The organism is Streptomyces sp. NPDC001070, assembly GCF_053598835.1.
Genome location: NZ_JBSFLB010000015.1, coordinates 33,371 through 58,549 on the forward strand (window position 1 = coordinate 33,371; position 25,179 = coordinate 58,549).

General features: G+C 72.4%; 24 protein-coding genes. 15 read left to right on the forward strand and 9 right to left on the reverse strand.

The window, feature by feature from the left end; translation table 11 throughout:
• Nucleotides 1-19: 19 nt before the first annotated feature.
• From ACWDAS_RS19485 to ACWDAS_RS19515, 7 genes are all read left to right on the forward strand, one after another.
• Nucleotides 20-931, forward strand: coding sequence for an NTP transferase domain-containing protein (locus ACWDAS_RS19485; protein ID WP_450392210.1), 912 nt, complete (start codon nt 20-22; stop codon nt 929-931).
• The gene (locus ACWDAS_RS19490) at nt 928-2,349 is read left to right on the forward strand and encodes a molybdopterin molybdotransferase MoeA (protein ID WP_450392212.1); all 1,422 of its coding nucleotides are present in this window, start codon (nt 928-930) and stop codon (nt 2,347-2,349) included. Before ACWDAS_RS19485 ends, ACWDAS_RS19490 begins: the two co-directional genes overlap by 4 nt.
• Entirely contained in the window at nt 2,346-3,410 is a 1,065-nt protein-coding gene (locus ACWDAS_RS19495) for a potassium channel family protein (RefSeq protein ID WP_450392215.1), read from the forward strand. Before ACWDAS_RS19490 ends, ACWDAS_RS19495 begins: the two co-directional genes overlap by 4 nt.
• Nucleotides 3,411-3,420: 10 nt before the next feature.
• Nucleotides 3,421-4,392 carry an NAD(P)H-quinone oxidoreductase gene (locus tag ACWDAS_RS19500; protein WP_450392217.1) on the forward strand — a complete coding sequence of 324 codons (972 nt, stop codon included), beginning with the start codon at nt 3,421-3,423 and terminating at the stop codon, nt 4,390-4,392.
• Between the two features lie 66 nt (nt 4,393-4,458).
• On the forward strand, nt 4,459-4,821 hold the full coding sequence (locus ACWDAS_RS19505) for a hypothetical protein (protein ID WP_450392219.1): 363 nt from the start codon (nt 4,459-4,461) through the stop codon (nt 4,819-4,821).
• A 40-nt stretch (nt 4,822-4,861) separates the two neighbouring features.
• Nucleotides 4,862-5,428, forward strand: a complete 567-nt coding sequence (locus ACWDAS_RS19510; RefSeq protein WP_450392222.1) for a PadR family transcriptional regulator — start codon at nt 4,862-4,864, stop codon at nt 5,426-5,428.
• A gap of 57 nt (nt 5,429-5,485) precedes the next feature.
• On the forward strand, nt 5,486-6,049 hold the full coding sequence (locus tag ACWDAS_RS19515; RefSeq protein ID WP_450392224.1) for a bacterial proteasome activator family protein: 564 nt from the start codon (nt 5,486-5,488) through the stop codon (nt 6,047-6,049).
• A 142-nt stretch (nt 6,050-6,191) separates the two neighbouring features.
• On the opposite strand, the gene ACWDAS_RS19520 is transcribed toward ACWDAS_RS19515, so the two are convergent.
• On the reverse strand, nt 6,192-7,988 hold the full coding sequence (locus ACWDAS_RS19520) for a protein kinase domain-containing protein (RefSeq protein WP_450392227.1): 1,797 nt from the start codon (nt 7,986-7,988) through the stop codon (nt 6,192-6,194).
• 236 nt (nt 7,989-8,224) lie between these two features.
• Between ACWDAS_RS19520 and ACWDAS_RS19525 the strand changes: the two genes are divergently transcribed.
• On the forward strand, nt 8,225-9,802 hold the full coding sequence (locus tag ACWDAS_RS19525; RefSeq protein WP_450392230.1) for a protein kinase domain-containing protein: 1,578 nt from the start codon (nt 8,225-8,227) through the stop codon (nt 9,800-9,802).
• Between the two features lie 41 nt (nt 9,803-9,843).
• On the opposite strand, the gene ACWDAS_RS19530 is transcribed toward ACWDAS_RS19525, so the two are convergent.
• The 3 genes from ACWDAS_RS19530 to ACWDAS_RS19540 form a co-directional block, all read right to left on the reverse strand.
• On the reverse strand, nt 9,844-10,872 hold the full coding sequence (locus ACWDAS_RS19530) for a phosphotransferase (RefSeq protein ID WP_450392233.1): 1,029 nt from the start codon (nt 10,870-10,872) through the stop codon (nt 9,844-9,846).
• Entirely contained in the window at nt 10,869-11,237 is a 369-nt protein-coding gene (locus ACWDAS_RS19535; RefSeq protein ID WP_450392236.1) for a pyridoxamine 5'-phosphate oxidase family protein, read from the reverse strand. Before ACWDAS_RS19535 ends, ACWDAS_RS19530 begins: the two co-directional genes overlap by 4 nt.
• 90 nt (nt 11,238-11,327) lie before the next feature.
• Nucleotides 11,328-12,128 carry a carbon-nitrogen family hydrolase gene (locus ACWDAS_RS19540; RefSeq protein ID WP_450392238.1) on the reverse strand — a complete coding sequence of 267 codons (801 nt, stop codon included), beginning with the start codon at nt 12,126-12,128 and terminating at the stop codon, nt 11,328-11,330.
• Between the two features lie 132 nt (nt 12,129-12,260).
• Here ACWDAS_RS19540 and ACWDAS_RS19545 point away from each other — a divergent pair, with 132 nt between their 5' ends.
• Nucleotides 12,261-13,091, forward strand: coding sequence for a maleylpyruvate isomerase family mycothiol-dependent enzyme (locus tag ACWDAS_RS19545; RefSeq protein WP_450392241.1), 831 nt, complete (start codon nt 12,261-12,263; stop codon nt 13,089-13,091).
• 15 nt (nt 13,092-13,106) lie between these two features.
• Here ACWDAS_RS19545 and ACWDAS_RS19550 read toward each other — a convergent pair whose 3' ends face one another.
• The 3 genes from ACWDAS_RS19550 to ACWDAS_RS19560 all read right to left on the reverse strand — a co-directional run bounded on the left by ACWDAS_RS19550 (nt 13,107) and on the right by ACWDAS_RS19560 (nt 15,869).
• Nucleotides 13,107-14,411 carry an MFS transporter gene (locus tag ACWDAS_RS19550; protein ID WP_450392244.1) on the reverse strand — a complete coding sequence of 435 codons (1,305 nt, stop codon included), beginning with the start codon at nt 14,409-14,411 and terminating at the stop codon, nt 13,107-13,109.
• On the reverse strand, nt 14,411-15,091 hold the full coding sequence (locus ACWDAS_RS19555) for a GntR family transcriptional regulator (RefSeq protein ID WP_450392247.1): 681 nt from the start codon (nt 15,089-15,091) through the stop codon (nt 14,411-14,413). The genes ACWDAS_RS19550 and ACWDAS_RS19555 overlap by 1 nt, the downstream gene beginning before the upstream one ends.
• Before the next feature lie 79 nt (nt 15,092-15,170).
• Nucleotides 15,171-15,869, reverse strand: coding sequence for a response regulator (locus tag ACWDAS_RS19560; protein WP_450392250.1), 699 nt, complete (start codon nt 15,867-15,869; stop codon nt 15,171-15,173).
• 310 nt (nt 15,870-16,179) lie between these two features.
• On the opposite strand from ACWDAS_RS19560, the gene pdhA reads away from it, so the two are divergent.
• From pdhA to ACWDAS_RS19580, 4 genes are all read left to right on the forward strand, one after another.
• Nucleotides 16,180-17,322, forward strand: a complete 1,143-nt coding sequence (pdhA, locus tag ACWDAS_RS19565; protein ID WP_450392252.1) for a pyruvate dehydrogenase (acetyl-transferring) E1 component subunit alpha — start codon at nt 16,180-16,182, stop codon at nt 17,320-17,322.
• 1 nt (nt 17,323) lies between these two features.
• Nucleotides 17,324-18,298 (forward strand): alpha-ketoacid dehydrogenase subunit beta, encoded by a 975-nt coding sequence (locus ACWDAS_RS19570; protein ID WP_450392255.1) that lies wholly within the window; start codon nt 17,324-17,326, stop codon nt 18,296-18,298.
• Between the two features lie 52 nt (nt 18,299-18,350).
• Nucleotides 18,351-19,772 carry a dihydrolipoamide acetyltransferase family protein gene (locus ACWDAS_RS19575; RefSeq protein ID WP_450392571.1) on the forward strand — a complete coding sequence of 474 codons (1,422 nt, stop codon included), beginning with the start codon at nt 18,351-18,353 and terminating at the stop codon, nt 19,770-19,772.
• A gap of 105 nt (nt 19,773-19,877) precedes the next feature.
• A complete protein-coding gene (locus ACWDAS_RS19580; protein ID WP_450392258.1) occupies nt 19,878-20,072 on the forward strand; it encodes a hypothetical protein in 195 nt (64 codons plus the stop codon).
• A gap of 23 nt (nt 20,073-20,095) precedes the next feature.
• Here the strand turns inward: ACWDAS_RS19580 and ACWDAS_RS19585 are convergent, their stop codons facing one another.
• Together ACWDAS_RS19585 and ACWDAS_RS19590 are read right to left on the reverse strand one after the other, a co-directional pair.
• Complete coding sequence (locus ACWDAS_RS19585; RefSeq protein WP_450392261.1) at nt 20,096-20,575, reverse strand: hypothetical protein; 480 nt, start codon at nt 20,573-20,575, stop codon at nt 20,096-20,098.
• The gene (locus tag ACWDAS_RS19590) at nt 20,568-22,745 is read right to left on the reverse strand and encodes a CHAT domain-containing WD40 repeat protein (protein WP_450392263.1); all 2,178 of its coding nucleotides are present in this window, start codon (nt 22,743-22,745) and stop codon (nt 20,568-20,570) included. Before ACWDAS_RS19590 ends, ACWDAS_RS19585 begins: the two co-directional genes overlap by 8 nt.
• Before the next feature lie 288 nt (nt 22,746-23,033).
• On the opposite strand from ACWDAS_RS19590, the gene ACWDAS_RS19595 reads away from it, so the two are divergent.
• Nucleotides 23,034-24,194 (forward strand): hypothetical protein, encoded by a 1,161-nt coding sequence (locus tag ACWDAS_RS19595; RefSeq protein ID WP_450392266.1) that lies wholly within the window; start codon nt 23,034-23,036, stop codon nt 24,192-24,194.
• A 25-nt stretch (nt 24,195-24,219) separates the two neighbouring features.
• Nucleotides 24,220-25,137 carry a hypothetical protein gene (locus ACWDAS_RS19600; RefSeq protein WP_450392268.1) on the forward strand — a complete coding sequence of 306 codons (918 nt, stop codon included), beginning with the start codon at nt 24,220-24,222 and terminating at the stop codon, nt 25,135-25,137.
• Nucleotides 25,138-25,179: the final 42 nt, after the last annotated feature.

Genomic DNA, 25,179 nt, shown 5'->3' on the forward strand with positions numbered 1-25,179 from the left:
GGTGGGCGATACTCCGGGCATGACTCCGGAGCCGCGTGAGCCGCGTGACCACCCATCGCCGCGTTCGCCGTACGAGCGGGACTTCGACGCCGTCGTCCTCGCCGGCGGCGCCGCGAAGCGCCTCGGCGGGGCCGACAAGCCCGGCCTGCCGGTCGCCGGGCGGGCGCTGATCGAGCGCGTCCTGGACGCGTGCGCGGGCGCGGCCACCACGGTGGTCGTCGGCCCGCGCCGCCCGACCGCCCGCCCGGTGGTATGGGCCCGTGAGGACCCGCCGGGCGGCGGCCCGCTGCCCGCGCTCTCCGCCGGACTGCGCCAGGTCACGGCGGAGACCGTGCTGGTGCTCGCCGCAGACCTGCCCTTCCTCTCCCGGAAGACGGTGGGCGCGCTCCTCGCGGCGCTCGGCGAGGACGAGGGCGGCGACGGCGTCGTGCTCACCGACCCCGGCGGCCGCGACCAGACGCTGGCGGCCGCCTACCGCACGGAGGCGCTGCGCCAGCACCTCGCGCTGATCGCCGCCGAGCACGGGACCCTCACCGGGCTGCCGTTGCGTCTGCTCACCGGTGAACTGGCCCTGCGGCGCCTGCCCGACCCGACCGGGCAGGCCTCCTTCGACTGCGACACCTGGGACGACCTCTCCACAGCCCGTGCCCGTATCAGGGAGCATGGGGGCGTGCTGGATGAATGGATTGCCGCCGCCAAGGCCGAACTCGGCGTCGAACTCGACGTCGACATCCGTCTGCTCCTCGACCTCGCGCGCGACGCCGCCCATGGCGTCGACCGCCCCGCCGCGCCGCTGACCACCTTCCTGGTGGGATACGCGGCGGCCAAGGCCGGCGGGGGCGAGCAGGCCGTCGCGGAGGCCGTCAGGCGCGCCTCCGCGCTGGCCGAGCGGTGGGCGAAGGAAGCGGAGAGCGGGGACCCGGGCGTATGAGCGTGCCGGGTGCGGCCGGCGGTGGCCGGGACACCGGTGCGGGGGACGTGGCCGACGACGAGTTGGACGCGGCGCTCGCCCTGGCCAACGGGCGGGCCCCCGACGAACCGCACGGGCCGCACGGCTCCCGTGAACGGCGCGAACCGCACGGGCCGCACAGGACGGCCGCCGGGCACCACCCCGCTCCGCCGTCTCCCGGCGACGCTGCCCGCTCGCCCCACCCGCCTCCCCACGGCGGGCACCACGACCTGCCGTGGCCGCAGGCGCGGCGGATCGCCGGCTCCGCCGCGGGGCCGCTGGGGCGGCTGGCCGTACCGCTCGGCGAGGCGCTGGGGCACGCGCTGGCCGAGCCGCTGACCGCGCTCACCGACCTGCCCTCCTTCGACACCTCCGCCATGGACGGCTGGGCTGTGGCCGGCCCCGGCCCGTGGCGGCCGGCGGGCAGTGTCCTGGCCGGGCACCGTCCCGCGGCCCCGCTGCTCGACGGGCACGCGACCGGCATCGCCACCGGGGCGGCCCTGCCGCCCGGCACGACGGCGGTGCTGCGCCGTGAGCACGGGCGGATCACCGGCGACGGGCTGCTGCACGCGACGCGGGGCGGCCCGGAGCCCGGGCAGGACGTCCGGCCACGCGGCCAGGAGTGCCGCGGCGGCGACGAGTTGCTGGCCACCGGCGTCCTGGTCACTCCCGCCGTGCTCGGCCTGGCAGCGGCGGCCGGCTATGACGAACTGGCCGTCACCGCGCGGCCCACGGTCGAGATCCTCGTCCTGGGGGACGAGTTGCTGGACGCGGGCGCGCCGGGCGGCGGCCGGGTGCGGGACGCGCTCGGCCCGCTGCTGCCCGGCTGGCTCACCGCGCTCGGCGCCGGCGCGGTCTCCGCGCGGCGGCTGAAGGACGACGCCGGTCTGCTGGAGGACGCCATCACCGCGTCCACCGCCGATCTCGTCGTCACCACCGGCGGGACCGCGGGCGGCCCCGTGGACTTCGTCCACCCCGTGCTGGCCCGCCTGGGCGCCCGGCTGCTGGTCGACGGTGTCGAGGTCCGCCCCGGCCACCCCATGCTCCTGGCGGAGATCCCCGGCGACGGCGGGCATCTGGTGGGTCTGCCGGGGAACCCGCTGGCGGCGGTCTCCGGTGTGCTGACCCTCGTCGTCCCCCTGCTGCGGGCCCTCGCGGGCCGGCCGGCCCCGGTGCCGTGCGAGGCGCGGCTCACCGGTGACGTGCCCGGCCACCCCATCGACACCCGGCTCGTGCCGGTGATCCTCGACGAGGAGTCGCAGGCGGTGCCCCTGCACTTCAGCGGTCCCGCCATGCTGCGCGGCATCGCCGCGGCCGACGGCATGGCCGTCGTCCCGCCCGGCGGAGCCGTCAAGGGCGACCGCACGGCCGTCCTGGAGACGGGCTGGGGGCGGCTGTGAAAGACCTGCGCCGCGACACCGGCCAGGCGACGGGCGATTTCGTCCATCTGCCCCGCAAGAGGGCCCTCGCCCCCATGCACCAGGTGGCCCGGCGACTCGTGCTGGCGCTGTTCGTCCTGGCGGCGACCGTGCTGATCGTGTACGCGGACCGGGGCGGCTACCACGACAACGCCGGCGGCCCGATGACGCTCCTGGACTGCGTCTACTACGCCACCGTCACCCTTTCCACCACCGGCTACGGCGACATCGTCCCGTACAGCGCGAGCGCCCGGCTGACCAATGTGCTCCTGGTGACGCCGCTGCGCGTGCTCTTCCTGATCATCCTGGTCGGCACCACCCTCGAAGTGCTCACCGAGCGCACCCGCGAGCAGTACCGGCAGCAGCGCTGGAGGTCCACCGTGCGCGACCACACCGTCATCATCGGATACGGCACCAAGGGCCGCTCCGCGGCCAGGACGCTGACCGGCCACGGCGTCCCCGCCCAGCGGATCGTGGTGGTCGACCCCGATCCCAAGGCGGTGGAGTCCGCGGTCGCCGCGGGCTTCACCGGCGTCATCGGCGACGCGACCCGCAACGACGTGCTGCTGCGCGCCGAGATCCAGCGGGCCAAGGAGCTGATCATCGCCGCGCAGCGGGACGACACCGCCGTCCTGGTGGCCCTCACGGCCCGCCAGCTCAGCAAGCGGATCATGATCGTCGCCTCGGTGCGCGAGGAGGAGAACGCGCCCCTGCTGCGCCAGTCCGGCGCGAACGCCGTCGTCACCAGCTCCGGCGCGGCGGGGCGGCTGCTCGGGATGTCGATGCTCAGCCCCAGCGCCGGCGCGGTGATGGAGGAGCTGATCAGCTACGGCAGCGGCCTCGACCTCATCGAACGCCCCGTCAACAAGGCGGAGGCGGGGCTGTCCCCGCGCGAGGTCGGCGACCTGGTGGTGGTCGTCAAGCGCGGTCACCGCCTGCTCGACCACGACAACCCGGAGGCCGGCCCCCTCCAGTTGACCGATCGGCTCATCGTCATCCACAGGACGAGTCAGGAAGGCCCTTCGCACGTCCCGCAGGGGTAGCGTCGGCCCCATGCATGCGATCACCATCCCCGAACCCGGCGGCCCCGACGCGCTCGTCTGGGCCGAGGTCCCCGATCCCGTACCCGCCGAGGGCGAGGTGCTGGTCGAGGTCGCCGCCACCGCCGTCAACCGTGCCGACCTGCTGCAGCGGCAGGGCTTCTACGACCCGCCCCCGGGCGCGTCCCCCTATCCGGGCCTGGAGTGCTCGGGCCGGATCGCCGCGATCGGCCCGGGGGTCAGCGGTTGGACCGAGGGCGACGAGGTCTGCGCGCTGCTCGCGGGCGGCGGCTACGCCGAGAAGGTCGCCGTCCCCGCCGGGCAGCTGCTGCCGGTGCCCAAGGGCGTGGGGCCCGTCGAGGCCGCCGCCCTGCCGGAGGTGGTCTGCACCGTCTGGTCCAACGTCTTCATGGTCGCCCATCTGCACCCCGGCGAGACGCTGCTGGTCCACGGCGGTTCCAGTGGCATCGGCACGATGGCGATCCAGCTGGCCAAGGCGGTCGGGGCCAAGGTCGCGGTCACCGCGGGCAGCGAGGACAAGCTCGCCGCCTGCCGCGAGCTGGGCGCGGACCTCGCGATCAACTACCGGGAGCAGGACTTCACCGCCGAGGTGCGGGAGGCGTTCGGCGGCGCCGACGTCATCCTCGACATCATGGGCGCGAAGTATCTGGGCCGGAACGTCGACGCCCTGGCGATGAACGGCCGGCTGGCCGTCATCGGTCTCCAGGGCGGCGTCAAGGGCGAGCTCGACCTCGGCAAGCTGCTGGGCAAGCGGGCCGCGATCACGGCGACGTCGCTGCGGGGGCGGCCGCTGGAGGAGAAGGCGGCCATCGTGGCGGCGGTGCGGGAGCACGTCTGGCCGTTGTTCGAGTCCGGGGCGGTGCGCCCGGTGGTGGACCGTACGTTCCCGATGCGCGACGCGGCCGAGGCGCACCGGGTGGTCGAGGCCAGCACGCACGTCGGGAAGGTGCTGCTCACGGTGTGAGCCGCCCGCGCGCGGTCCGGGCGGGCACGACTGGCCGCCCGTGACGCTCCGTGTGACGCTGGGAGCATGGAGTGGCGCAAGGCGGTCGTGGCGGCGACGGTGGCCGGGGTCGCCCTCTCGGTCACCGGCGCGGCCAGGCCGCCCGCGCCGCCCGCGGCGGCCTCCACGGGGCTGGCCGGGAGCGGACCGGGCGAGGGGCGCAGGCATCCCGGGCGGGCGGAGGAGCCGAGCAACCCGGGTGAGACCGACCCGGTGCCCTCCGCGCCGGTACCCGTCCACATCGAGGAGCCGCAGGGCCAGGACCAGGGTCCGGCCGCCGTCCAGGCACCCACGGGGCGGGTGCTGCAGGTGCTGCCGCTCGGGGCCGGACTGGTGCTGATCGGCCTGGGTCTCGGATTTCTCGCCCTGCGACTGCGCCGCGGCCGTTGAGCCTTGCCCCACCCCTGCATACTCGGTATACGTTCGCGGCATGTCCATTCGACACGGCTTGCTCGCCCTCCTGGAGGGGGGTCCCCGCTACGGCTACCAGCTCCGTACGGAGTTCGAGTCGCGCACCGGGTCGACCTGGCCGCTCAATGTCGGCCAGGTCTACACGACGCTGGGCCGGCTGGAGCGGGACGGCCTGGTGGTCCCGGCGGGCGAGGACGGGGCGGGACACTCCCTGTACGCCATCACCGGCGCGGGCCGCGCCGAGTTACGCGCGTGGCTGGGCCGCCCCGTCGACCGGACGAGCCCGCCCCGCGACGAGCCGGCCATCAAGCTGGCGATGGCGGCCTGCTCGCCTGGCGCCGACCCGGACGCCGTCATCGAGGCGCAGCGGGAGCACACCGTCTCCGCCGTGCGGGAGTGGACCCGGCTCAGGGACCGGGCCCAGGAAAGCGGCCCGGCCACCGCGGAGGACGTGGCGCGGCTGCTCGTCCTGGACCGGCTGATCCTCGCGGCCGAGGCGGAGGCCCGCTGGCTCGACCTCTGCGCGGACCGGCTGGCCGGCTTCCGCGCCGTACCTCCCGCGAACGACCGTGGCCCGGAGGGGTAGCGGGGGCCAACGGGGGGCACAAATCCCGGAGAGGCGCCGGTGCGCGACAATGGCGGCATGGAGATGCCGATGAACGAACGGTCGCAGGAGAGCCCGCAGGTCCTGGTCGTCGGCCCGGACGGGATGGCCCTCGGCGGCGGCGGACACGCCGGCCGCGCCGGAGAAGGCGACGAGCAGCGCGAGGTCCCTGTGACGGAGATGGTCGAACAGCCCGCGAAGGTCATGCGGATCGGCAGCATGATCAAGCAGCTCCTGGAAGAGGTCAAGGCGGCGCCGCTGGACGAGGCGAGCCGCGTCCGGTTGAAGGAGATCCACCACAGCTCCGTGAAGGAGCTGGAGGCGGGACTCGCTCCCGAGCTCGTCGAGGAGCTGGAGCGGCTCTCGCTGCCCTTCGCCGAGGACGGCGTGCCGAGCGAAGCCGAGCTGCGGATCGCCCAGGCGCAGCTGGTGGGCTGGCTGGAGGGCCTGTTCCACGGCATCCAGACCGCTCTGTTCGCCCAGCAGATGGCCGCCCGCGCCCAGCTGGAGCAGATGCGCCGCGCCCTGCCGCCCGGGGTGGGCCACGAGGGCGACGAGGACGGGCACGTCCCCGGCAGCGCGCGCACCGGCCCGTATCTGTGAGCGGTCGGCGGCGGGACGGTACGTACGCGTAGGTACAGACGCACGGACGGCGGGTGACGTTACGGTCGCCGGCCGTCCGTGGTTCGCGGCGCCGGACGCCTCGTTCGCGCCCTCGTACTCACGGGGCGGTCGAGCGGGTCCGTCAGCCGCCCTCGCCGGTGGACACCCAGATGGTGATCTTGTCCTTCTCCGGCTTCAGGGCGGAGTAGCTCTTGGGCCTCTGGTCGACGACCGCGCCCTTCCCGTAGATCTGCTCGTTGCGGTACTTGATGTCGTAGCGCCAGCCGGCCTCGTCCATGCAGGACTTCACCGAGTCGACGTACTTGGTGAAGAAGTCCGGCATGATCACCGCGTCAGGGTCGTCGTTCAGATAGCTCTTGCTGGCCTCGGTGCAGCGAGCGGCGTCGATCGTGCGGGTCCGGTCGGCCTGGCTGACGCCCGGCGCGGGTTCGTCGGCGCCCCCCGGCGACGAGGACGTCTCGCCGCGGTCGGTGGCCGGAGCGCCGGCCCGGGGGTCGTAGGTGGGCGTGCCGCCGGTGTCTCCGTCGCCGCCCGGTTTGCCCAGCCACAGGATGACGCCGACCACGACCACCGCGATCACGGCGACCGTGGCGCCGATGGCGACGACCGCCGTCGAGGCGCCGCCGCCCCTGCGTCCGCCGCCGGCCGGGGTGCCGGGACGCATCGTGTACGGCGGGGCGGCGTGCTGCTGCACGGCCTGCGGATGGGGTTGGTGGGGCTGGTGCGCTTGGTGCGGCACGCGCGGGGCGTTCTGCGGATACCCGTAGGCCGGGCCGGGACCGGGCGGCGGGGTGTGCGCGGGCCCGCCCTGGCCGCCGGTGCCCCAGCGGGGCTGCTGCTGCGGCTGTGGCTGCGGGTAGGACGGCGGGGGTGTCTGCGGCAGATGCGGGGCCGGGGCCCGGTACGGCGTCTGCACGTTCGGCGGCGGGGTGCGCACATCCCCCTGCACCGGCGGGAAGACCGCGGAGGAGACCGCCTCACCGCGGCCGCGGGCCCGCGGCCCCTCGCCGATGATCAGCGGGGTGGTGCCCGCGCCGCGCACCGGGGCGGCGACCCGGTCCGCCTCGTCGCGCATCGCGTCGGCGGTGGGGAAGCGCTCGGCCGGGTTCTTCCTCAGGGCGCGGGCGACCAGGGCGTCGATGCCCGGCGGCACCGAGCCGTTGAGCTCGGACGGGGCCGGCGGGACCTCCTGGACGTGCTGGTACGCGATGGCCAGCGGGGAGTCGCCGTCGAACGGCAGCCGCCCGGTGAGCAGCTCGAAGAGCAGGCAGCCCACCGAGTACAGGTCGGAGCGCTCGTCCACGCCCCGCCCCAGCGCCTGCTCCGGCGACAGGTACTGCGGGGTGCCGACCACCATGCCGGTCTGGGTCATCGACGAGACGCCGGACTGCATCGCGCGGGCGATGCCGAAGTCCATCACCTTCACCACGCCGCGCTTGGTCAGCATCACGTTGCCGGGCTTGATGTCCCGGTGCACCAGGCCCATGCTGTGGCTCTCGGAGAGCGCCGCCAGCACGTCCGCGGTGATCTTCAGCGCCTTCTCGGTGGGCATCGCGCCGAGCTGCGCGATGTCCTCGTCGAGGATCGTGCGCAGCGGCTTGCCCTCGACGTACTCCATGACGATGTACGGCACGAGCGTGCCGTCGACGGTGTCCTCGCCGGAGTCGAAGACCGAGACGATGTTGGTGTGGTTGAGCTTGGCGACCGCCTGCGCCTCACGCCGGAACCGCTCGCGGAAGGACTGTTCCCGGCCGAGGTCCGTGTGCAGCGTCTTGACGGCCACCGACCGGTCCAGCACTGTGTCATGAGCCAGGTGCACGGCGGCCATGCCGCCCTGCCCCAGCAGGTCGCGCAGCACATAGCGGCCGCCACCGACCGAGCGCCCCGAATGAGTGCCCCGCGTGCCGTCCCCGCTCATCCGTACCCGTCCCCTTGGCGTTCCCCCTGAGCGCACCCCGCGTACGCACCAGACACTTCTCCCGATCCTGACCGCCCAGTCTGCCCGACGACCTGGACAGGTCAAGTTCGTTGACCTGTTCGTCACCGGATGCGTATGAATCCCTTCACAGGTGGCACAGGGGCACGTCCACCGCGGAACGCGGTAGCGTGGTGCGCTGGAGGACCCTGTACGGCGACGATCGACGGCGAGGACTGATGGCACAGACGACAGCCGCCGGGGGCCCTGACGAGCCCTCTGCCGACGGCCGGGGCGTGCCCGACTCGCCCGAGCAGTGGGGTGCCGGAGGCCTGGTCGGCGACGGCCGTTACCGGCTGACCCGGCGTCTCGGCCGGGGCGGTATGGCCGAGGTGTTCGCGGCCGAGGACGTGCGCCTGGGGCGGACGGTGGCCGTGAAGCTGCTCCGTTCCGACCTGGCCGAGGACCCGGTCTCCAAGGCCCGGTTCACGCGCGAGGCGCAGTCGGTCGCCGGGCTCAACCACCATGCGGTGGTGGCGGTGTACGACTCGGGCGAGGACATCACGCCGGGCGGCACGGTGCCGTACATCGTGATGGAGCTCGTCGAGGGCCGCACGATCCGTGACCTGCTGCTGGGTTCCGACGAGCCGCCGCCGGTCGACCAGGCGCTCATCATCGTCTCGGGCGTGCTGGAGGCGCTGGCGTACAGCCATGCGCACGGCATCGTCCACCGGGACATCAAGCCCGCGAACGTCATCATCACCAACACCGGCGCGGTGAAGGTGATGGACTTCGGCATCGCGCGGGCGCTGCACGGCGCGTCGACCACCATGACGCAGACCGGCATGGTCATGGGCACTCCGCAGTACCTGTCGCCGGAGCAGGCGCTCGGCAAGACGGTCGACACCCGCTCCGACCTGTACGCGACGGGCTGCCTGCTCTACGAACTCCTTGCGCTGCGTCCGCCGTTCACCGGCGAGACCCCGCTGTCGGTGGTCTACCAGCACGTCCAGGACGAGCCGCGCCCGCCCTCCGAGACCAGCGACCGGGTGCCGCCGGAGCTGGACGGGCTGGTGCTGCACGCGCTGGCCAAGCACCCGGACGACCGCTTCCAGACCGCCGAGGAGATGCGCGGCGTCGTCCAGTACGCGCTGAACATGCTCAACGAGCGCGGCGGCCGCACCGGCACCTGGAACACCGGCTTCGTGCCCGCCGCCAGCGCCGCGCCGACCGCGCCCATGGCCGTCACGTCCCCGTACGGGCAGCAGCGCCCTCCGCACACCACCGCCGAGCTGCAGCCTCCGCTGCTGCTCGGCCCGCCGGGCGGTGACGGCGGTGACCGCGGCTACGACGGCTATGACGGCGGACGGCCCCCCGGCGGCGGCAACCGCTGGGTCAAGCCGGCGCTGTTCGTGGTCGCGGCGGTGCTCGCGGTCGCGCTCGGCATCTACTTCGCCGTCTCCCACACGGGCGACAAGACGCCCCCGGCCGAAAAGGTGACGCCGACTCAGTCGCAGCCCGAGCGGCCGACGTCGGAGCCGACCCAGGACAACTCCACGGGCGGTACGCAGAACAGCACGGGCGGCGTCACGGAGAAGCCGTCGTACAGCTCGACCCCGTCGTACACGCAGCCGACCACGCAGGCGCCCACGACCTCCGCGCCGCCGAGCGAGGAGCCGAGCACCCCGGCCACCTCCGCGCCGCCCACGCCGACGCCGTCCGCGTCCGCGACCGGCGGCACCGGGGGCGCCACGGGGGAGGCCTCGGGCGGCAGCGCCGGCACCGAGGGCGCGGACGGCGGCGCCGTCGGCGGCTGACCGGCGCGAGGACGCCGGACACGGCCGGGCCCGGCACCGGGTCAGGCCGTGAAGGCGTCCAGCACGGCCTCGTACGCCGCGGTCCACCACACGACCAGGGCGGACGAGGCCGGGAAGAGCGGATCGGTTCTCCGGTCGTCGAGGACGTAGCGCCAGCGCAGCATCCAGAAGTCGTTGAGCCGCTCCCACCACACCCGGTGCACGGCCGCGGCCAGTTCGTCCTCGGGCAGGGAGGCGGCGGCGCGGTAGGCCCTGGCGTACGCGCGGATCTTCTCCAGGTCGAGGGTGCCGCCGGGCCGCACGAAGAAGATCACGGCGGCCCGTACCGCCTCCTCGGCGCGCGGCTGGACGCCGAGCCGGTCCCAGTCGACGATGGCGACCGGTTCGTCCTCGCGGTAGAGCAGGTTGAGCGGGTGGAAGTCGCCGTGCACCCAGCCGGATACGGGCTCGGCGGCGTCCGGCGGGCGGCGGTGGGCGTGACGTTCCAGCAGGGTCCGCCGCTCCAGCAGCCGGTGCTCGGCCAGTTCGTCGAAGGTCTCGCGGGGAGCGCGGGCGCGCACCCGCCGCAGCAGCGCGGCGATCAGCGCGTACGTCAGTTCCGGGTCGGCGCTGGCGTGCCGGCCCGGCTCGGGGGCGGGCTGCACCCGGGCCAGCGTGGTGTGGACGAGACCGAGCAGCGCGCCGAGGCGGCGGGAGTCGGCGGTGGTCAGTTCGCCGCCGTCGCGGTGCCGCCCGTCCACCCAGGGGTAGAGGGCGTAGCAGCGGCCGCCGAGCACGGCGACGGTGCGGCCGTCGGTGTCGGGCAGCGGCGGCGCGACCGGCAGGCCCACCTCGTCCAGGCGCTGGGTCGCCCGGTGCTGGCGGGCGATGACGGTGGAGTCGGCCGTGGCGCTGTCGACGTACAGCTTGAGGAAGTAGCGGCCTCGCGTGGTGGCCAGCCGGAATCCCCGGTTCAGTAAGCCCTGGGCAACGGGTTCGCAGGACATCGGGTCGCCGGCGTCCGCGTATCGGCGCAGCAGGATGTCCAGTGTCCCGGCGGAGGGCGGCGCCGTCGCCGAACTCCCGATCACCAGGCAGATGCTAGATCATTCCGGTGGTGGACTCGCGGGTCGAGCCGTACGTACACATGGCCCGGGCCTTGGCTTGTATCGTTTTGGCGATCTGTGCCGAAGAGCGCCCGCTGCGCCTCCGAGGGTTCGAAGGCCCGCGCCGTCCCGAGGAACTGCACCGCCCAGCCCGCGTCGAGGTCGTCCGCCTGGTAGGCGACGACCGTGCCCTCCACGCCCCATGAGCGCTCGGTGCGGATCAGCACGGAGCCGTCCGCGACGACGTGCCGTGCCACGGCGATGTACGGCAGGGCCCCCCGCGTCAGCGCCAGCCGCCCGTACCGAACCCTTTCCAGTAGCGCCAGCGCAGCGCGCCCCTCGAATTCCATAGGCACAACCTTGCCGGGCCGGCCCCCGCAGGCGCAGAGCACTCCGCCCCCACCTCCGGGGCCGATGGTCCCTGATGGGGCCATACCGTCTCAACCAGTCGAATCCGGCACAGGCAGGCCCAGAACGCGGTCGCGCAGCACCGGGAATTCCGCGCGGGTCCTCGCGACGAAGCCGGGGTCGAGCTCGGCGGTCAGGACCTCCTCCCCGGGGCCCGCCTCGGCGAGGACCGCGCCCCAGGGGTCGACGACGACGCTGTGCCCGGCCAGCTCCACCCCGGCGTGGCTGCCCGCGGTGCCACAGGCCACGACATAGGCCTGCGCCTCGACGGCGCGGGCCCGCGCCAGCAGCGTCCAGTGCTCTCGGCGCCGCTCGGGCCAGCCGGCCGGGATGACCATGACGGTGGCGCCCGCGTCGACCAGCAGCCGGAACTGCTCGGGGAAGCGCAGGTCGTAGCAGGTGGCGAGGCCGACCGGGACGCCCTGGACGTCGGCGGTGACGACGCGGTCGCCGCCGCTCATGATCACGGCCTCGCCCTTGTCGAAGCCGAAGCGGTGGATCTTGCGGTAGGTCTCGCGCAGTTCGCCGTCGGGGGAGAAGAGGAGCGAGGTGTTGTAGAGCGCCCCGTCCGGGGCCCGCTCGACGATCGACCCCGCGTGCAGCCAGACGCCCGCGTCGAGCGCGGCGGCGCTCATGACCTCCGCGGTGGGGCCCTGGAGCGGTTCGGCCTCTGGCTGGAAAAGATCGGCCGCGAAGGCCCCGACCGGCCACAGTTCGGGCAGAACGACCAGGTCCGACCCGGCTTGTTCGCGGACGAGCGCCGCGACCCGTTCGCGCCGGGCGTGCACCGGTTCGCCGGGGTCGACGTCGATCTGGAGCAGGGAAACGCGCACAGTACCACCGCCCATGGATTCGGCAGGTCTTGACGGGCCTACGATCGTCACACGAAAGCACTCCCGTGGTGTCACTGCGCAGCGTAATTTAAGGCGCACACCACGACCGCGCTCCGACCGTCGAGGGGTCCCGTGACCGGCACCGTCCACAGCCAGATCCAGCCGTACATCGACGCCTGGACCCACTCCATAGAATCCATAGCCGAGTTGGTCCGGCCCGTTCCTGCGGGCGCCTGGAACCGGCCCACCGAGTGCCCGTACTGGTCCGTGCGCGACGTCGTGTCGCACGTGATCGGCTTCGAGTGCGAACTGCTCGGCGACCCGCGGCCCATCCACACGCTCCCCAGCGATCTGCGGCACATGACCACCGAGCACGCCCGTTACGTGGAGGTGCCGGTCGACAAGCGGCGGCACCACACCCCGCCGGAGGTCGTCGGCGAGCTCGACTACACGATCATCCGCCGGTCCCGGCAGTTGCGGAACGAGACCCGTGGCGCGCAGGACACCGTCCGCGGCCCCATGGGCAAGGAGATGACCCTCGAGGAACTGCTGAAGTGGCGGGTCTTCGACGTGTGGGTGCACGAGCAGGACCTGCGCCGCGCGCTCGCCGAGCCCGGCAACCTCGACTCCCCGGCCGCCGTCCTGGCCCGGGACCACATCCTGTCCGAGCTGCCGAAGGTGGTCGCCGGGCGCGCGGGTGCCCCGGCGGGTTCCGCCGTGGTGTTCGACGTCCACGGGGAGCTGGAGTTCATGCGCACCGTCCGGGTCGACGCGGACGGCCGCGGCACGATCGACGGCAGCGTCTCGCTCGGCCCCGCCGTCACGCTGACCCTGGACTGGGAGACCTTCGTACGGCTGACCTGCGGCCGCACGCGCGCGCACGCGGTGGAGGACCGGCTGAAGGTAGAGGGCGATCCGGCGCTGGCCGACGCGATCCTGGCGAACATCGCCATCACGCAGTGACGCCGGGGGGAGCGTTCATGTCCCGGCGGGGACGTGAACGCTCTCGACGCGGCTGACGGCGATCCGCTGCCGCTCCAGCCGGGCGGCCCGGCCGCGCAGCCGCAGGATCTGGACCAGGCCCAGGGCCTGGAGGACGAAGACGCTGCTCCAGGCCACCCGGTAGTTGTCGCCACTGGCGTCCAGCAGGACGCCGATGGCCAGCAGCGCGGCCATCGAGGCGGTGAAGCCGCCGATGTTGACGATGCCGGAGGCCGTTCCGAAGCGCTCCGGCGGGTTCGCCGGGCGGGCGAAGTCGAAGCCGATCATCGACGCCGGGCCGCAGGTGCCCAGGACGACGCAGAGCAGCACCAGCAGCCACAGGGGGGCGTGGTCCGCGGGCCAGACCAGGACCACGGCCCACATCGCGGCGGTGGCGCCGACGACGCCCAGGGCGAGCGGCATCCGGGCACCGTGGTGGCGGCCGATGATCTGCCCGAAGAGCATCCCGAAGACCATGTTGGCGATGACGACCACCGTCAGCAGGGTGCCGGCCGCCTCCCGGGTCAGCCCCTGGTCCTCGACCAGGTACGGCAGGCCCCACAGCAGCAGGAAGACCATCCCGGAGAACTGGGTGGTGAAGTGCGTCCACATCCCCAGCCGGGTGCCCGGCTCCCGCCAGGCGGCGGCGATCTGCCGCTTCACGTACCCTCGCCCGGGGTGCTCTGCGGGCGCCGGCTCGAAGCCCTCGGGGTGGTCCTTCATGAAGACCAGCACCAGGACGAGGACGAGCGCGCCGCCCAGCGCCGTGCCGACGAAGGTCGGGGTCCAGCCCGCGGAGTGCAGCAGCCGGGCGAGCAGCACGGTGCTCAGCAGGTTGCCGGCCACGCCGAACAGCGCGGCGCCCTGCGCGATCATCGGCCCCCGGCGGGCCGGGAACCAGCGGGAGCCCAGCCGCAGCACGCTCACGAAGGTCATGGCGTCGCCGCAGCCCAGCACCGCGCGGGCGGCCAGGGCCGTGCCGTAGGCGTGGGAGAGCGCGAAGCCGAGCTGGCCCGCGGTGAACAGGACGACACCGATGCTCAGCACCTTCTTGGTGCCGAGGCGGTCGACCATCAGGCCCACGGGTATCTGCATGCCCGCGTAGACCAGCACCTGCAGGATCGAGAAGGTGGACAGCGCCGAGGCGCCGATGTGGAAGCGCTCCGCGGCGTCGATCCCGGCGACGCCGAGGCTGGTGCGGTGGACGACCGCGACCATGTAGACGAGGGTCCCGATGCTCCAGACGGCGACCGCCCGGGTGCCGCCGGGCGGTTCGCCGGTCGTGGTGCCGATCGCTGCCATTACTCCCCCCGGGCCAAGTGGCTCACCCAGCTGACGTGCCGTTCGACCAGCGCGGCCGCCACGGCGGTGTCCCCCGCGCGCAACGCCGCGAGGATCTCGGTGTGTTCGGCGATGTTCTTGGCGATGCGACCCGGTTCGGCGTGCATCGTCGCCACCCCCATGCGCAACTGACGATCCCTCAACTGGTCGTACAGCTGGGACAGGATGCGATTGCCGGCGGCGCGCACGATCTCGGCGTGGAAGCTGCGGTCGGCCCTCGCGAAGGCGGCGAGGTCGCCCGCCTCGGCGTGGCCGCGCTGCTCCTCCAGCAGTTCCTCCAGGCGGGCCAGCAGCCGCTCTGGGGCGGGCACCACCTTGGTCACCGCGTGGCGTTCCACGAGCAGCCGGGTCTCCACGACGTCCGCGATCTCCTGCGCGGAGACCGGCAGCACCAGGGCGCCCTTCTTCGGATAGAGCTTCAGGAGGCCCTCGGCCTCCAGGCGCAGCAGGGCCTCGCGCACGGGGGTGCGCGAGACGCCGACCGCCTCGGCCAGTTCGCCCTCGCTCAGGAGGGTGCCGCCCTCGTAGCGGCGGTCGAGCACGGCCTGCTTGACGTGGGTGTAGACCCGCTCGGCGGCGGGCGGCTGCTTGACGGCCGGCTCGGCGGTGGTGCCGGCGGTCGCGACGGGGCTCCGGGTCATGATGCGCACATCATAGATACAAGACGTATGCGGCAGCAGTCCGCGTCCGGCATACGGACTGGTACGTGGGTTCCCGGGGTCAGGATCCGGACGGTCCGGTCCCGGCTCCCGCGTCGGGGCCCGCGGGGCGCCCCGGGCGCAGCCGGGCGACGTACGCGGCGGCCTGGGTGCGCCGCTGCATGCCGAGCTTGGCGAGCAGGGAGGAGACGTAGTTCTTGACCGTCTTCTCCGCCAGGTGCAGCCGGTCGCCGATCTGGCGGTTGGTGAGTCCCTCGCCGATGAGGTCGAGGATCCGCTTCTCCTGGTCGGTCAGGTCGGCGAGACGGTCCTCCTGGCGTTCCCCGCCGCCGCGCAGCCGCTCCAGGACCCGCGCGGTGGCGATCGGGTCGAGCAGCGACCGGCCCCGGGCGACGTCCCGTACGGCGCCGACCAGGTCGGTCGCGCGGATGTCCTTCAGGACGTAGCCGGACGCGCCCGCCATGATCGCGTCGAAGAGCGCCTCGTCGTCCGCGTAGGAGGTGAGCATCAGGCACGCGATCCCGGACTGCGAGGAGCGGATCTCCCGGCAGACCTCGACCCCGCTTCCGTCCGGCAGCCGGACGTCCAGGACCGCCACGTCGGGCCGCACGGCGGGGATCCGGGCCAGCGCCTCGGCGGCCGTGCCGGCCTCGCCGACGACCTCGATCCCGTCCTCGGCGGAGAGCAGCTCGTGCACTCCGCGCCGGACGACTTCGTGGTCGTCCAGTAGGAATACCGTGATTACCGACTTTTCGGTCACAAGTTCAGCGTTGCACACACGACCCGCGTCGACCTCTTACGAAGAATCGATCCTCGGGATACCGTGCCGTTGTCCCGGTGGCCTGCGAGAACGTCCATTTACTAGGAAATCAAAACAAAACCGCAGGTAGAACACTCTTCGCGCGAAAGCGGGAGGTGTGGGTAACGTTCACTTCGCAGGGCTGCCTGCCGGGTCTACCAACACTCCCGGCTCGGCCGTGCCGCACACACCCCGTGCGCCGCGACGAGTCGGGCAGGAGCCGCACTGGCCGCCGGCGGATCCCGGGGGCCGGACAGACGGAGGAGCAAGCGTGAGCGTGAAAAGCACTGCCGCGAAGCCCCGTACGCCCCGTACGGGCACGCGCGGCGGAGCGAAGCGCCGTGAGGGCGAGCCGGAGCTGGTACAGCTCCTGACCCCCGAGGGCGAGCGCGTCCAGCACAGTGAGTACTCCATCGACCTGAGCCCCGAAGAGCTGCGCGGTCTGTACCGGGACATGGTCCTGACCCGCCGGTTCGACGCGGAGGCCACCTCCCTGCAGCGGCAGGGCGAGCTGGGTCTGTGGGCGTCGCTGCTGGGCCAGGAGGCCGCACAGATCGGCTCCGGGCGGGCCACCAGGCCGGACGACTACGTCTTCCCCACCTACCGCGAGCACGGCGTCGCCTGGTGCCGCGGGGTGGACCCGGTCAACCTGCTGGGCATGTTCCGCGGGGTGAACCACGGCGGCTGGGACCCGAACGAGAACAACTTCCAGCTGTACACGATCGTGATCGGCTCCCAGACGCTGCACGCGACCGGCTACGCGATGGGCATCACCAAGGACGGCGCGGACTCCGCCGTCATCGCCTACTTCGGCGACGGTGCCTCCAGCCAGGGCGACGTCGCGGAGGCCTTCACCTTCGCCGCCGTCTACAACGCCCCCGTGGTCTTCTTCTGCCAGAACAACCAGTGGGCGATCTCCGAGCCCACCGAGAAGCAGACGCGCGTCCCGCTCTACCAGCGCGCCGCGGGTTACGGCTTCCCGGGCGTGCGGGTGGACGGCAACGACGTCCTCGCGGTCCTCGCGGTCACCCGCGCCGCGCTGGAGCACGCCCGCTCCGGCCAGGGCCCGATGCTCGTCGAGGCCTTCACCTATCGCATGGGCGCCCACACCACCTCCGACGACCCCACCCGCTACCGCCTCGACGAGGAGCGCGAGCAGTGGGAGCACAAGGACCCGATCCTGCGGCTGCGCGCCTACCTGGAGAAGGACGGCATCGCCGACGAGGCGTTCTTCGCCGGGATCGAGGAGGAGAGCGAGGCGCTGGGCAAGCGGGTCCGCGAGGCCGTGCGCGCCATGCCCGACCCCGACCCCATGTCGATCTTCGAGAACGTCTACGCCGACGGTCACGCCCTCGTCGACGAGGAGCGCGCCCAGTTCTCCGAGTACCTCGCGTCCTTCGAGGAGGGTCACTGACATGGCCACCATGACCATCGCCAAGGCCCTCAACGAGGCGCTGCGCAAGTCCCTGGAGACCGACCCCAAGGTCGTCCTCATGGGCGAGGACATCGGCAAGCTCGGTGGCGTCTTCCGCATCACCGACGGCCTGCAGAAGGACTTCGGCGAGCAGCGGGTGATCGACACCCCGCTCGCGGAGTCCGGCATCGTCGGCACCGCGATCGGCCTGGCCCTGCGCGGCTACCGCCCCGTGGTGGAGATCCAGTTCGACGGCTTCGTCTTCCCCGCGTACGACCAGATCGTCACCCAGCTCGCCAAGATGCACGCGCGCGCCCTGGGCAAGATCAAGCTCCCGGTCGTCATCCGCATCCCCTACGGCGGCGGCATCGGCGCCGTCGAGCACCACAGCGAGTCGCCCGAGGCGTACTTCGCGCACACCGCCGGCCTCAAGGTCGTCTCCCCGTCGACCCCGCAGGACGCCTACTGGATGCTGCAGCAGGCGATCGACTCCGACGACCCGGTGATCTTCTTCGAGCCCAAGCGCCGCTACTGGGACAAGGGCGAGGTCGACACCGACGGCATCCCCGCGCCGCTGCACAAGGCCCGCACCGCCCGGGAGGGCACCGACCTCACCCTGGCCGCGTACGGCCCGATGGTGAAGGTCTGCCTGGAAGCGGCCGCCGCGGCCGCCGAGGAGGGCCGTAGCCTGGAGGTCGTGGACCTGCGGTCGCTGTCCCCCCTGGACTTCGACGCCGTCCAGGCGTCGGTGGAGAAGACCCGCCGCCTGGTCGTCGTGCACGAGGCGCCGGTGCAGCTCGGCATGGGCGCGGAGATCGCGGCCCGCATCACCGAGCGGTGCTTCTACCACCTCGAGGCTCCCGTGCTGCGGGTCGGCGGCTTCCACGCCCCGTACCCGCCGGCCCGGGTGGAGGAGGAGTACCTGCCCGGACTGGACCGGGTGCTGGACGCCGTCGACCGCTCGCTGGCGTTCTGAGGAGAGGGTTGTGACGACAGTGGCAGCACCGCAGCGCTTCCGTGAGTTCAAGATGCCGGACGTCGGCGAGGGACTGACCGAGGCCGAGATCCTCAAGTGGTACGTCAAGCCCGGTGACACCGTCACCGACGGCCAGGTGGTCTGCGAGGTGGAGACCGCCAAGGCCGCGGTCGAACTTCCGATCCCGTTCGACGGGGTGGTGCACGAGCTGCGCTTCCCCGAGGGCGAGACCGTCGACGTCGGCACCGTGATCATCGCGGTCGACACCGGTGAGGGCGAGGGCGGGGAGCCGGCCGCCCCCGCCGCCGAGCCCGCCGCGCAGGCCCCCGCCGCGCCCGCCGCGGAGCCGGAGCAGAAGCGGCAGCCCGTGCTGGTCGGCTACGGCGTCGCCGCCTCCTCGACCAAGCGCCGGCCCCGCAAGCAGCCCGCGGTCCCGGCGCAGTCCGGCGCGCAGCAGGCGCTCCAGGGCGAGCTGAACGGCCACGCCGCCGCGGCCGCCCCGGCCCCGGCGCCCGCCGTCACGGCCCCGGCCGCCCCCGCCGGGTTCGCCCCCGCCGAGGTGCGCCCGCTGGCCAAGCCGCCGGTGCGCAAGCTGGCCAAGGACCTGGGCGTGGACCTGGCCACGGTCATCCCGACCGGGCCCGAGGGCACGATCACCCGCGAGGACGTCCAGAAGGCGGCGGCCCCCGCCGCCGCGCCGGTCGCCCCCGCGCAGGTCCCCGCCGCCCCGCAGGCGGTACCGGCTCCCGCGGTCGCCGCCCCCGCCGCGGCTCCGCTGGAGACCCGGGTGCCGATCAAGGGCGTGCGCAAGGCCACCGCCGCGGCCATGGTCGCCAGCGCCTTCACCGCGCCGCACGTGACCGAGTTCGTCACGTTCGACATCACCCGGACCATGCGGCTCGTCCAGGAGCTGAAGACCGACCCGGCCTTCGCCGGGCTCAAGGTCAGCCCGCTGCTGCTGGTCGCCAAGGCCCTGCTGGTCGCGATCCGCCGCAACCCGGAGATCAACGCCGCCTGGGACGAGGCCAACCAGGAGATCGTCCACAAGGGCTACGTCAACCTGGGCATCGCGGCCGCCACCCCGCGCGGCCTGATCGTCCCCAACATCAAGGACGCCCAGGCCAAGACCCTGCCCGAACTGGCGTCCGCCCTCGGTGACCTGGTCGCCACGGCCCGTGAGGGCAAGACCTCGCCGGCCGACATGCAGGGCGGCACGGTCACCATCACCAACGTCGGCGTCTTCGGGGTCGACACCGGCACGCCCATCCTCAACCCCGGGGAGTCCGCGATCCTCGCCTTCGGCGCGGTGAAGGAACTCCCCTGGGTCCACAAGGGCAAGGTCAAGCCCCGCCAGGTCACCACGCTCGCGCTCTCCTTCGACCACCGCCTGGTCGACGGCGAGCTCGGCTCCAAGTTCCTCGCCGACGTCGCGGCGGTCCTGGAGTACCCCAAGCGCCTGCTCACCTGGGCCTGATCCGCCCCGGCCACGGCAACGGGAAGGGCCCGGACATTTGTGCGTTCGGGCCCTTCCCGCGCGTGTCGCCCCCACCCGGGCGCCGACTTGTGACGTCATACGGCCATGGCGGTATCCATCTCCGTGGTCCTGCTTCTGATCGTGATCACGCTCATCCTGCTGCGGGCGAAGTCGCTGAAGATCTCCCACGCGATCCTCTGCGTCCTCCTCGGCTTCTGCCTCGCCAGCTCCAGCCTCGCCCCCACCATCCACTCCGGCCTGGTCGCCACCACGGACGTCGTGAACGACCTGCGCCCCTGATCCCGACGGCCGAGGCCGCTCCCTCAGCGCCAGCGGTTGTCCCCGCGGTCGAAACTCAGCGTGCGCCCGCTGTGCGAGGCCGGGTCCATCCGGAACAATTGTTCGTATGCCGAGTCCGGCAGATCGGCCTCGAGCACGAACCTGGCGCCCGAACCGGCGTCCTCCAGCAACAGCGACCGTGCCCGTGCGGCGGCCGGCATGAGGGCGTCGTCGTCCCGACCTCGTTTCGCTGCGGTGCCGACCAACCGTTTGACCGCTTTGTACGCGTCCTGGGCGAGCCCTTGGCCGACGGCGCCGAGGAAGCCCCCGAACGGCAGCACCACCAGGGCCAGCCAGGTCAGCGGTTCGCTGCGGACGACATCCGTCATCTGGTGTCGCGCCTCGATGTCCAGTTCGCGGAGGCCGCGGAGGAACGCGGTTTGCTCCTCCGCGGCAGTGCCGGCGGCGAAGTAGATGTGTGCGGTCAAGGGCGTCGTGGACGCCCGGGGTGTGGGCTCAGCCATCCGTCGTCTCCCGAAGACTCCAGATCTGGACGTTGTGATCGGTGCTACCGGTGGCCGCCAGCAGGCTGTCCGGGCTGATGGCCACCGAGGTGACGGCCCTGTCGTGGCGGACGACGCGAGGGCGCCCGGTTTTGAGTTGTCCCTGTTCCACGCCCAACGGCCAGAAGCGCGCCCGACCGTCGTCACAGCCGACGGCCAACCAGCGGCCGTCTGGGCTGAAGCACATGCTGTGCACCAGGCTCCGAAGAGACATCTCGTGGGCGGACTCGCCGTCGGGTACCGTCCAGAAGCGGACGGTGCAGTCCTCGCCCGCAGTGACGACATGCTCGCCGTCGGGGCTGAACGCCACGGCGCTGAGTGTCCCGGGGAGGGTGAAGTCGCGGACGGGGGTGAGCCTGCCGCGGGTGTCCCACAGCAGGATTCGGCCGTCGTCACCGATGGTGACGAGCTGCCGTCCGTTGGGGCTGAAGCACAGACCGGTCACGGGTCCCGGTACGGCGAGCCGGTGCACTGACCGCCCGTCCTCGGCGCTCCACAGGCCGGCACCCGCCAATCCCGATGTGGCCAGCAGCTTCCCGTCAGGACTGAACGCGATCCTGCGCGGGCCGCTGATGACGTCGTGGTCCAGGTCGACGGCGGTCCGCGGCGTGCCGTCATATGTGTTCCAGATCCGCACGGAACGGCGGCTGGAAGCGGCCAGAAGACTGCCGTCCGGGCTGAGGACGACCATCCGCGCGCCGGTGGCAATGCCCAGTCGGAAGGTGTGGACCTCGCGTCCGTCGGCGGTGCCGATCAAGCGTACGGTGCGGCCGCTGCCCCCGATGGCGAGCCGTTTGCCGTGCGGCCCGAGGCTCACCGAGTGGACAGGCCAAGGGGAGCGGACCGTCTTGAGACGCCGGAAACCGGCCGCCTGGGGGGACCGCAGGCGGGGTCTGCGCCGTTCGAGGGCCACCGTGCCGTCCGGGACGCCGGCCCTCTGTGGCGGGGGCGCCGCCCCGGGCGGGGACGCCGGTTCCGGCGCGAGCACGGAGTCGGGCGGTGTACGGCGTCCGGCGGTACCGTTTGCGGGCGGTGTCCCGAGGTCGAAGATCAGGCCGTTGGAGGACCGGAGCCAGAGCATGGGCGTGCCCCATTCCAGCGAGCCCTGCTGGGCGATGCGCACCGCGCGCCGGGCAGCCGTCACACCGTGGTGTACGGGCCTGCCCTCGGCTATCTGCTCGTAGAAGGTGCGACTGAACTCGGTTGCGGCCCGGTCGCTGATCGCGAACTGCATGGCCACCACCGCCGGCACCCTCTTGTGCAGCAGGGCGGCGGCGACGCCGGAGAACGGGTCCAGCGGATCGGCCCGTCCGGTGGCGCAGGCATTGAGCACTACGAGCCGCAGTGATGTGTGCTCGTGGAGCAGCAGCGCGAAGTCGCCGGCGGACATTCGGTGGCTCGTACCGTTCGTCTCGTCGCCGAGCACCAGCGCCCCTCGGCCGGTAGCAGGGTCGAATACCCCGTGCCCCATGAAGTGGAGGACGTGCGGCCGCGTCCGACTGAGCGCGGTTTGCAGGTCGCGCCAAGTGGGACCGGCGACCCAGGACAGCTCAACGAGGCCACGGCTGACCAGCCCGCCGAGGGCCTCACTCAGGTGTCGCTGTTCCTGCTCCACCGACAGGCGGGCGACGTCCGGGGGAACCGCCGTCATCCCGAGCACGTGCAGCGGACCCTTGACTGTGAGCGGGCGCTGCTCGGTCATCACTTGGGGCTCTCGGACGAGGGACCATTCGAGCGCCAGGAACTCGCCCGCGGAGGCGTCGTACAAGTACTCCCAGGGAAGACGGGCCAGCGAAGGGGTCTGGACGAGGAGTACCACGCGCAGATGACGCTGCTCGCGTTCGGCCTGGTCCCGACCGGCCATGAGCAGGTTTGCGGCTGCGGCGTCGAAGAGTGACGAGAAGAGCAGTTCGCCGAGCTCCCTGGCGGGCCGCTCCCCAGGCGCGGGCATTCCCGGGAACGCTGCCAGGGTGACGGTCTCGGGGAGTCGTTCCAAGAGTTCCCGCACGCGGTGGTCCGCGGTCAGCAGCGGTGACTGCACCAAGGCGGTTGCGCCGGACGCGCTGCGTACGGTCGCGATCTGGAAGTCCCCCGCTGCGTGGACGGCCACATGAAAATCGAGCGCTTCCATGTGCGTTCCCCCCGACGCTTCCTCTGCCGCCGTCGCTCCCCGGGCGGCGGTGAGCCCGATGGTAGGGCTTCGTGCGCGGGCGCAGCAGCTGTTTGGCGCGGTACATCGGCTTCCGTGGGCCGGTTCCCCGGGGCAGGGGGCGCATGCGTTGGAAATTGTGCGCCTGGCGTACGCCATTGGATTCGCGGCGTCCTCGCAATCCGGCGTATTCGGTTTGCCCTACGGGTTCCGCTGGCATGCTGGAGGGCATCGTCCCGGAGTGTTCCGGGAGGGTGGGGGGAGTTACGCATGGTGCTGGACGGGTTCCATTCCGAACCGCAGGGACAACTCGGCTTCGGAATCGGCGTGGTGGGTCCCAGCAGGGTCGGGAAGACCTCACTGATCGTTTCGATCATCGCGGACGCGCCCCGTGTTCTCGCCGGAATGCCGGCCTCCCTGCGTGCCCGCGACACCTGGACCGAAGATGCGGTCATGCGGCGTCGCAATGAACTCGACGGAGCCGTCAGAGCGGGTTCGTTCCAGCGGCAGGCTCTGCGTGGCACCGAACGGGAGGCGTACTACAAGCTGGCTCTGGACAGTGGTATCGCCGGTGTCGCCGTGCAGTTGACCTTGCTGGACTTCCCGGGTCGATGGCTGAGCCCAGGTGGGGAGGTCGGCCGTCCGGAGGACACCTGGCGGGAGTGCCGCGAATTCATGGCGCAGAGCACGGTGCTGCTAGTGCCGATCGACGCGACGGTCCTGATGTGCGCGACCGAAGCGGAACACCAGCGCGCGATTCCCGGCCTGCTGAAAATCGCCCAAGTGGAAGCAGTAGCCGAGGAGTGGGCCACCGAACGGAAGTACGCGGAAGAGGAGCCGGCGCTGTTGCTTTTGGTGCCGATGAAATGCGAGAGCTATTTCACTGACAACGGCGGTTCGGAGGACCGGTCCGACGAGCTCTTCGAGACGGTGGCCAAGACCTACTCGCGGGTCAGGGACGTGGTGCGGATGAACGCCCCGCACGCGCAGATCCTTTACTGCCCGCTGGACACCCTCGGTTGTGTCGAGTTGGCCGGGAACGGGGATTGGGTGCCCGATTCCGAGGACGGGGGACTCCAACTCGAAGCGGAGTTCAGGGTTCGCCCTCCCGCCGGGATATCCGTTGTGGGCGCCGAGGACATCCTCATCGCCGTCTGCCGGAACCTGGCCGAGGCTCGGCGCGCCGTGGAACAAGGCCTTGCCGAGGAGGCGGAGGAGGCCCGCGACGAGGCGGAGGAGGTCGCCCGGGCGAGACACGGCTTCCTTGAGAGCATCCGGCGATGGGCCGACGGAACCCGGAGCCAGGTCAGGACCAATCAGGCTGTCACCGCCGCCCGGGCGGCGCGCATCCAGCGCAAGCTGGAGCACTTCGAGCACATGGTCGACCAGCTGGCTGTCCGGCCCGCGGGACCGCGTGTCCGTGAGCTGTGAGCCGCGGCCGGGAGGGGGAGAGGCGATGCGGGCACATGTGCTGACTCGCGGGTGGCGCAGGCAGGACGACTACACGTTCTTCCCTGGGCCGCCGCAGGACCGGTGGTGGGAGGAATACGGCGAGCACGCCGACTTCGACTATCCGGTGCTGCTGGTCGAGACGGCGGGCGACCGGCAGTGGCGGGCATACGTCGGGGGCGTCCCCACCTCGCGTGAGGACGTGGTGGGCACCCCGATCAGACTTTCTCTCGTGGCAGGCGGCGAGTGTGGTTGCGGCCCGGGCCCGGCACTGGTCGCCGCGCTCGTCGAGGAGCGGGTCAGGGAACTGGCGGGTGAGCGTGCAGTCGCGGGGGCCGGAGACGCGATAGGGCGGCCTGCCACGGACTGCCTCGACCAGGCCTTTGGCGAGAAAGCGGTGGCCGATCTGTTCGCCGGCCGCGCCAGTGCCGGTGATCTGGTGGACGACGCGGCCGAGGCGTACGCGACTGCCGTGCCCACTACGGCACCGGTTCGCGTGCATCCGGAGCCGCCGGCCACTGCCTGGGTGGCCGGCCTGACCGGGGCAGGGGCGCGCGATGCCTTCCTCGCCACGGTCCGTGACCTGGTCATGGGCGACGCTGTCGGGCGCGCCCTGCTGCTCAATAGCCTTGACGGCCACAACGCCATACCTCGGCCCCGAGGCGTGGAACGGCTGGCGGTCCTGGACGGCAGCCCCACGGAGAGGATCGGTCCCGACCCGGTGGCCATCCAGGGAAAAGTTCCGGAGTCCGCCGAGCCCGGTCGGGCGGGCAGGCCGCTGACCTGGGCCGCCCTCGCGGGAGTCGCGGTAGTCGGCGGGGCGGCGGTGATCAGGCAGAGCCGTCGACGGCGCCGCGGCTGCATTCCCATCCGCCCGGCGGCACCGACGACATCGGACCGGACCTCGAACGGCTGCTCCTCCTGACGTCCCCGGGGTGCCGCTCCGCCCAGGAGGACGGCAACTGGC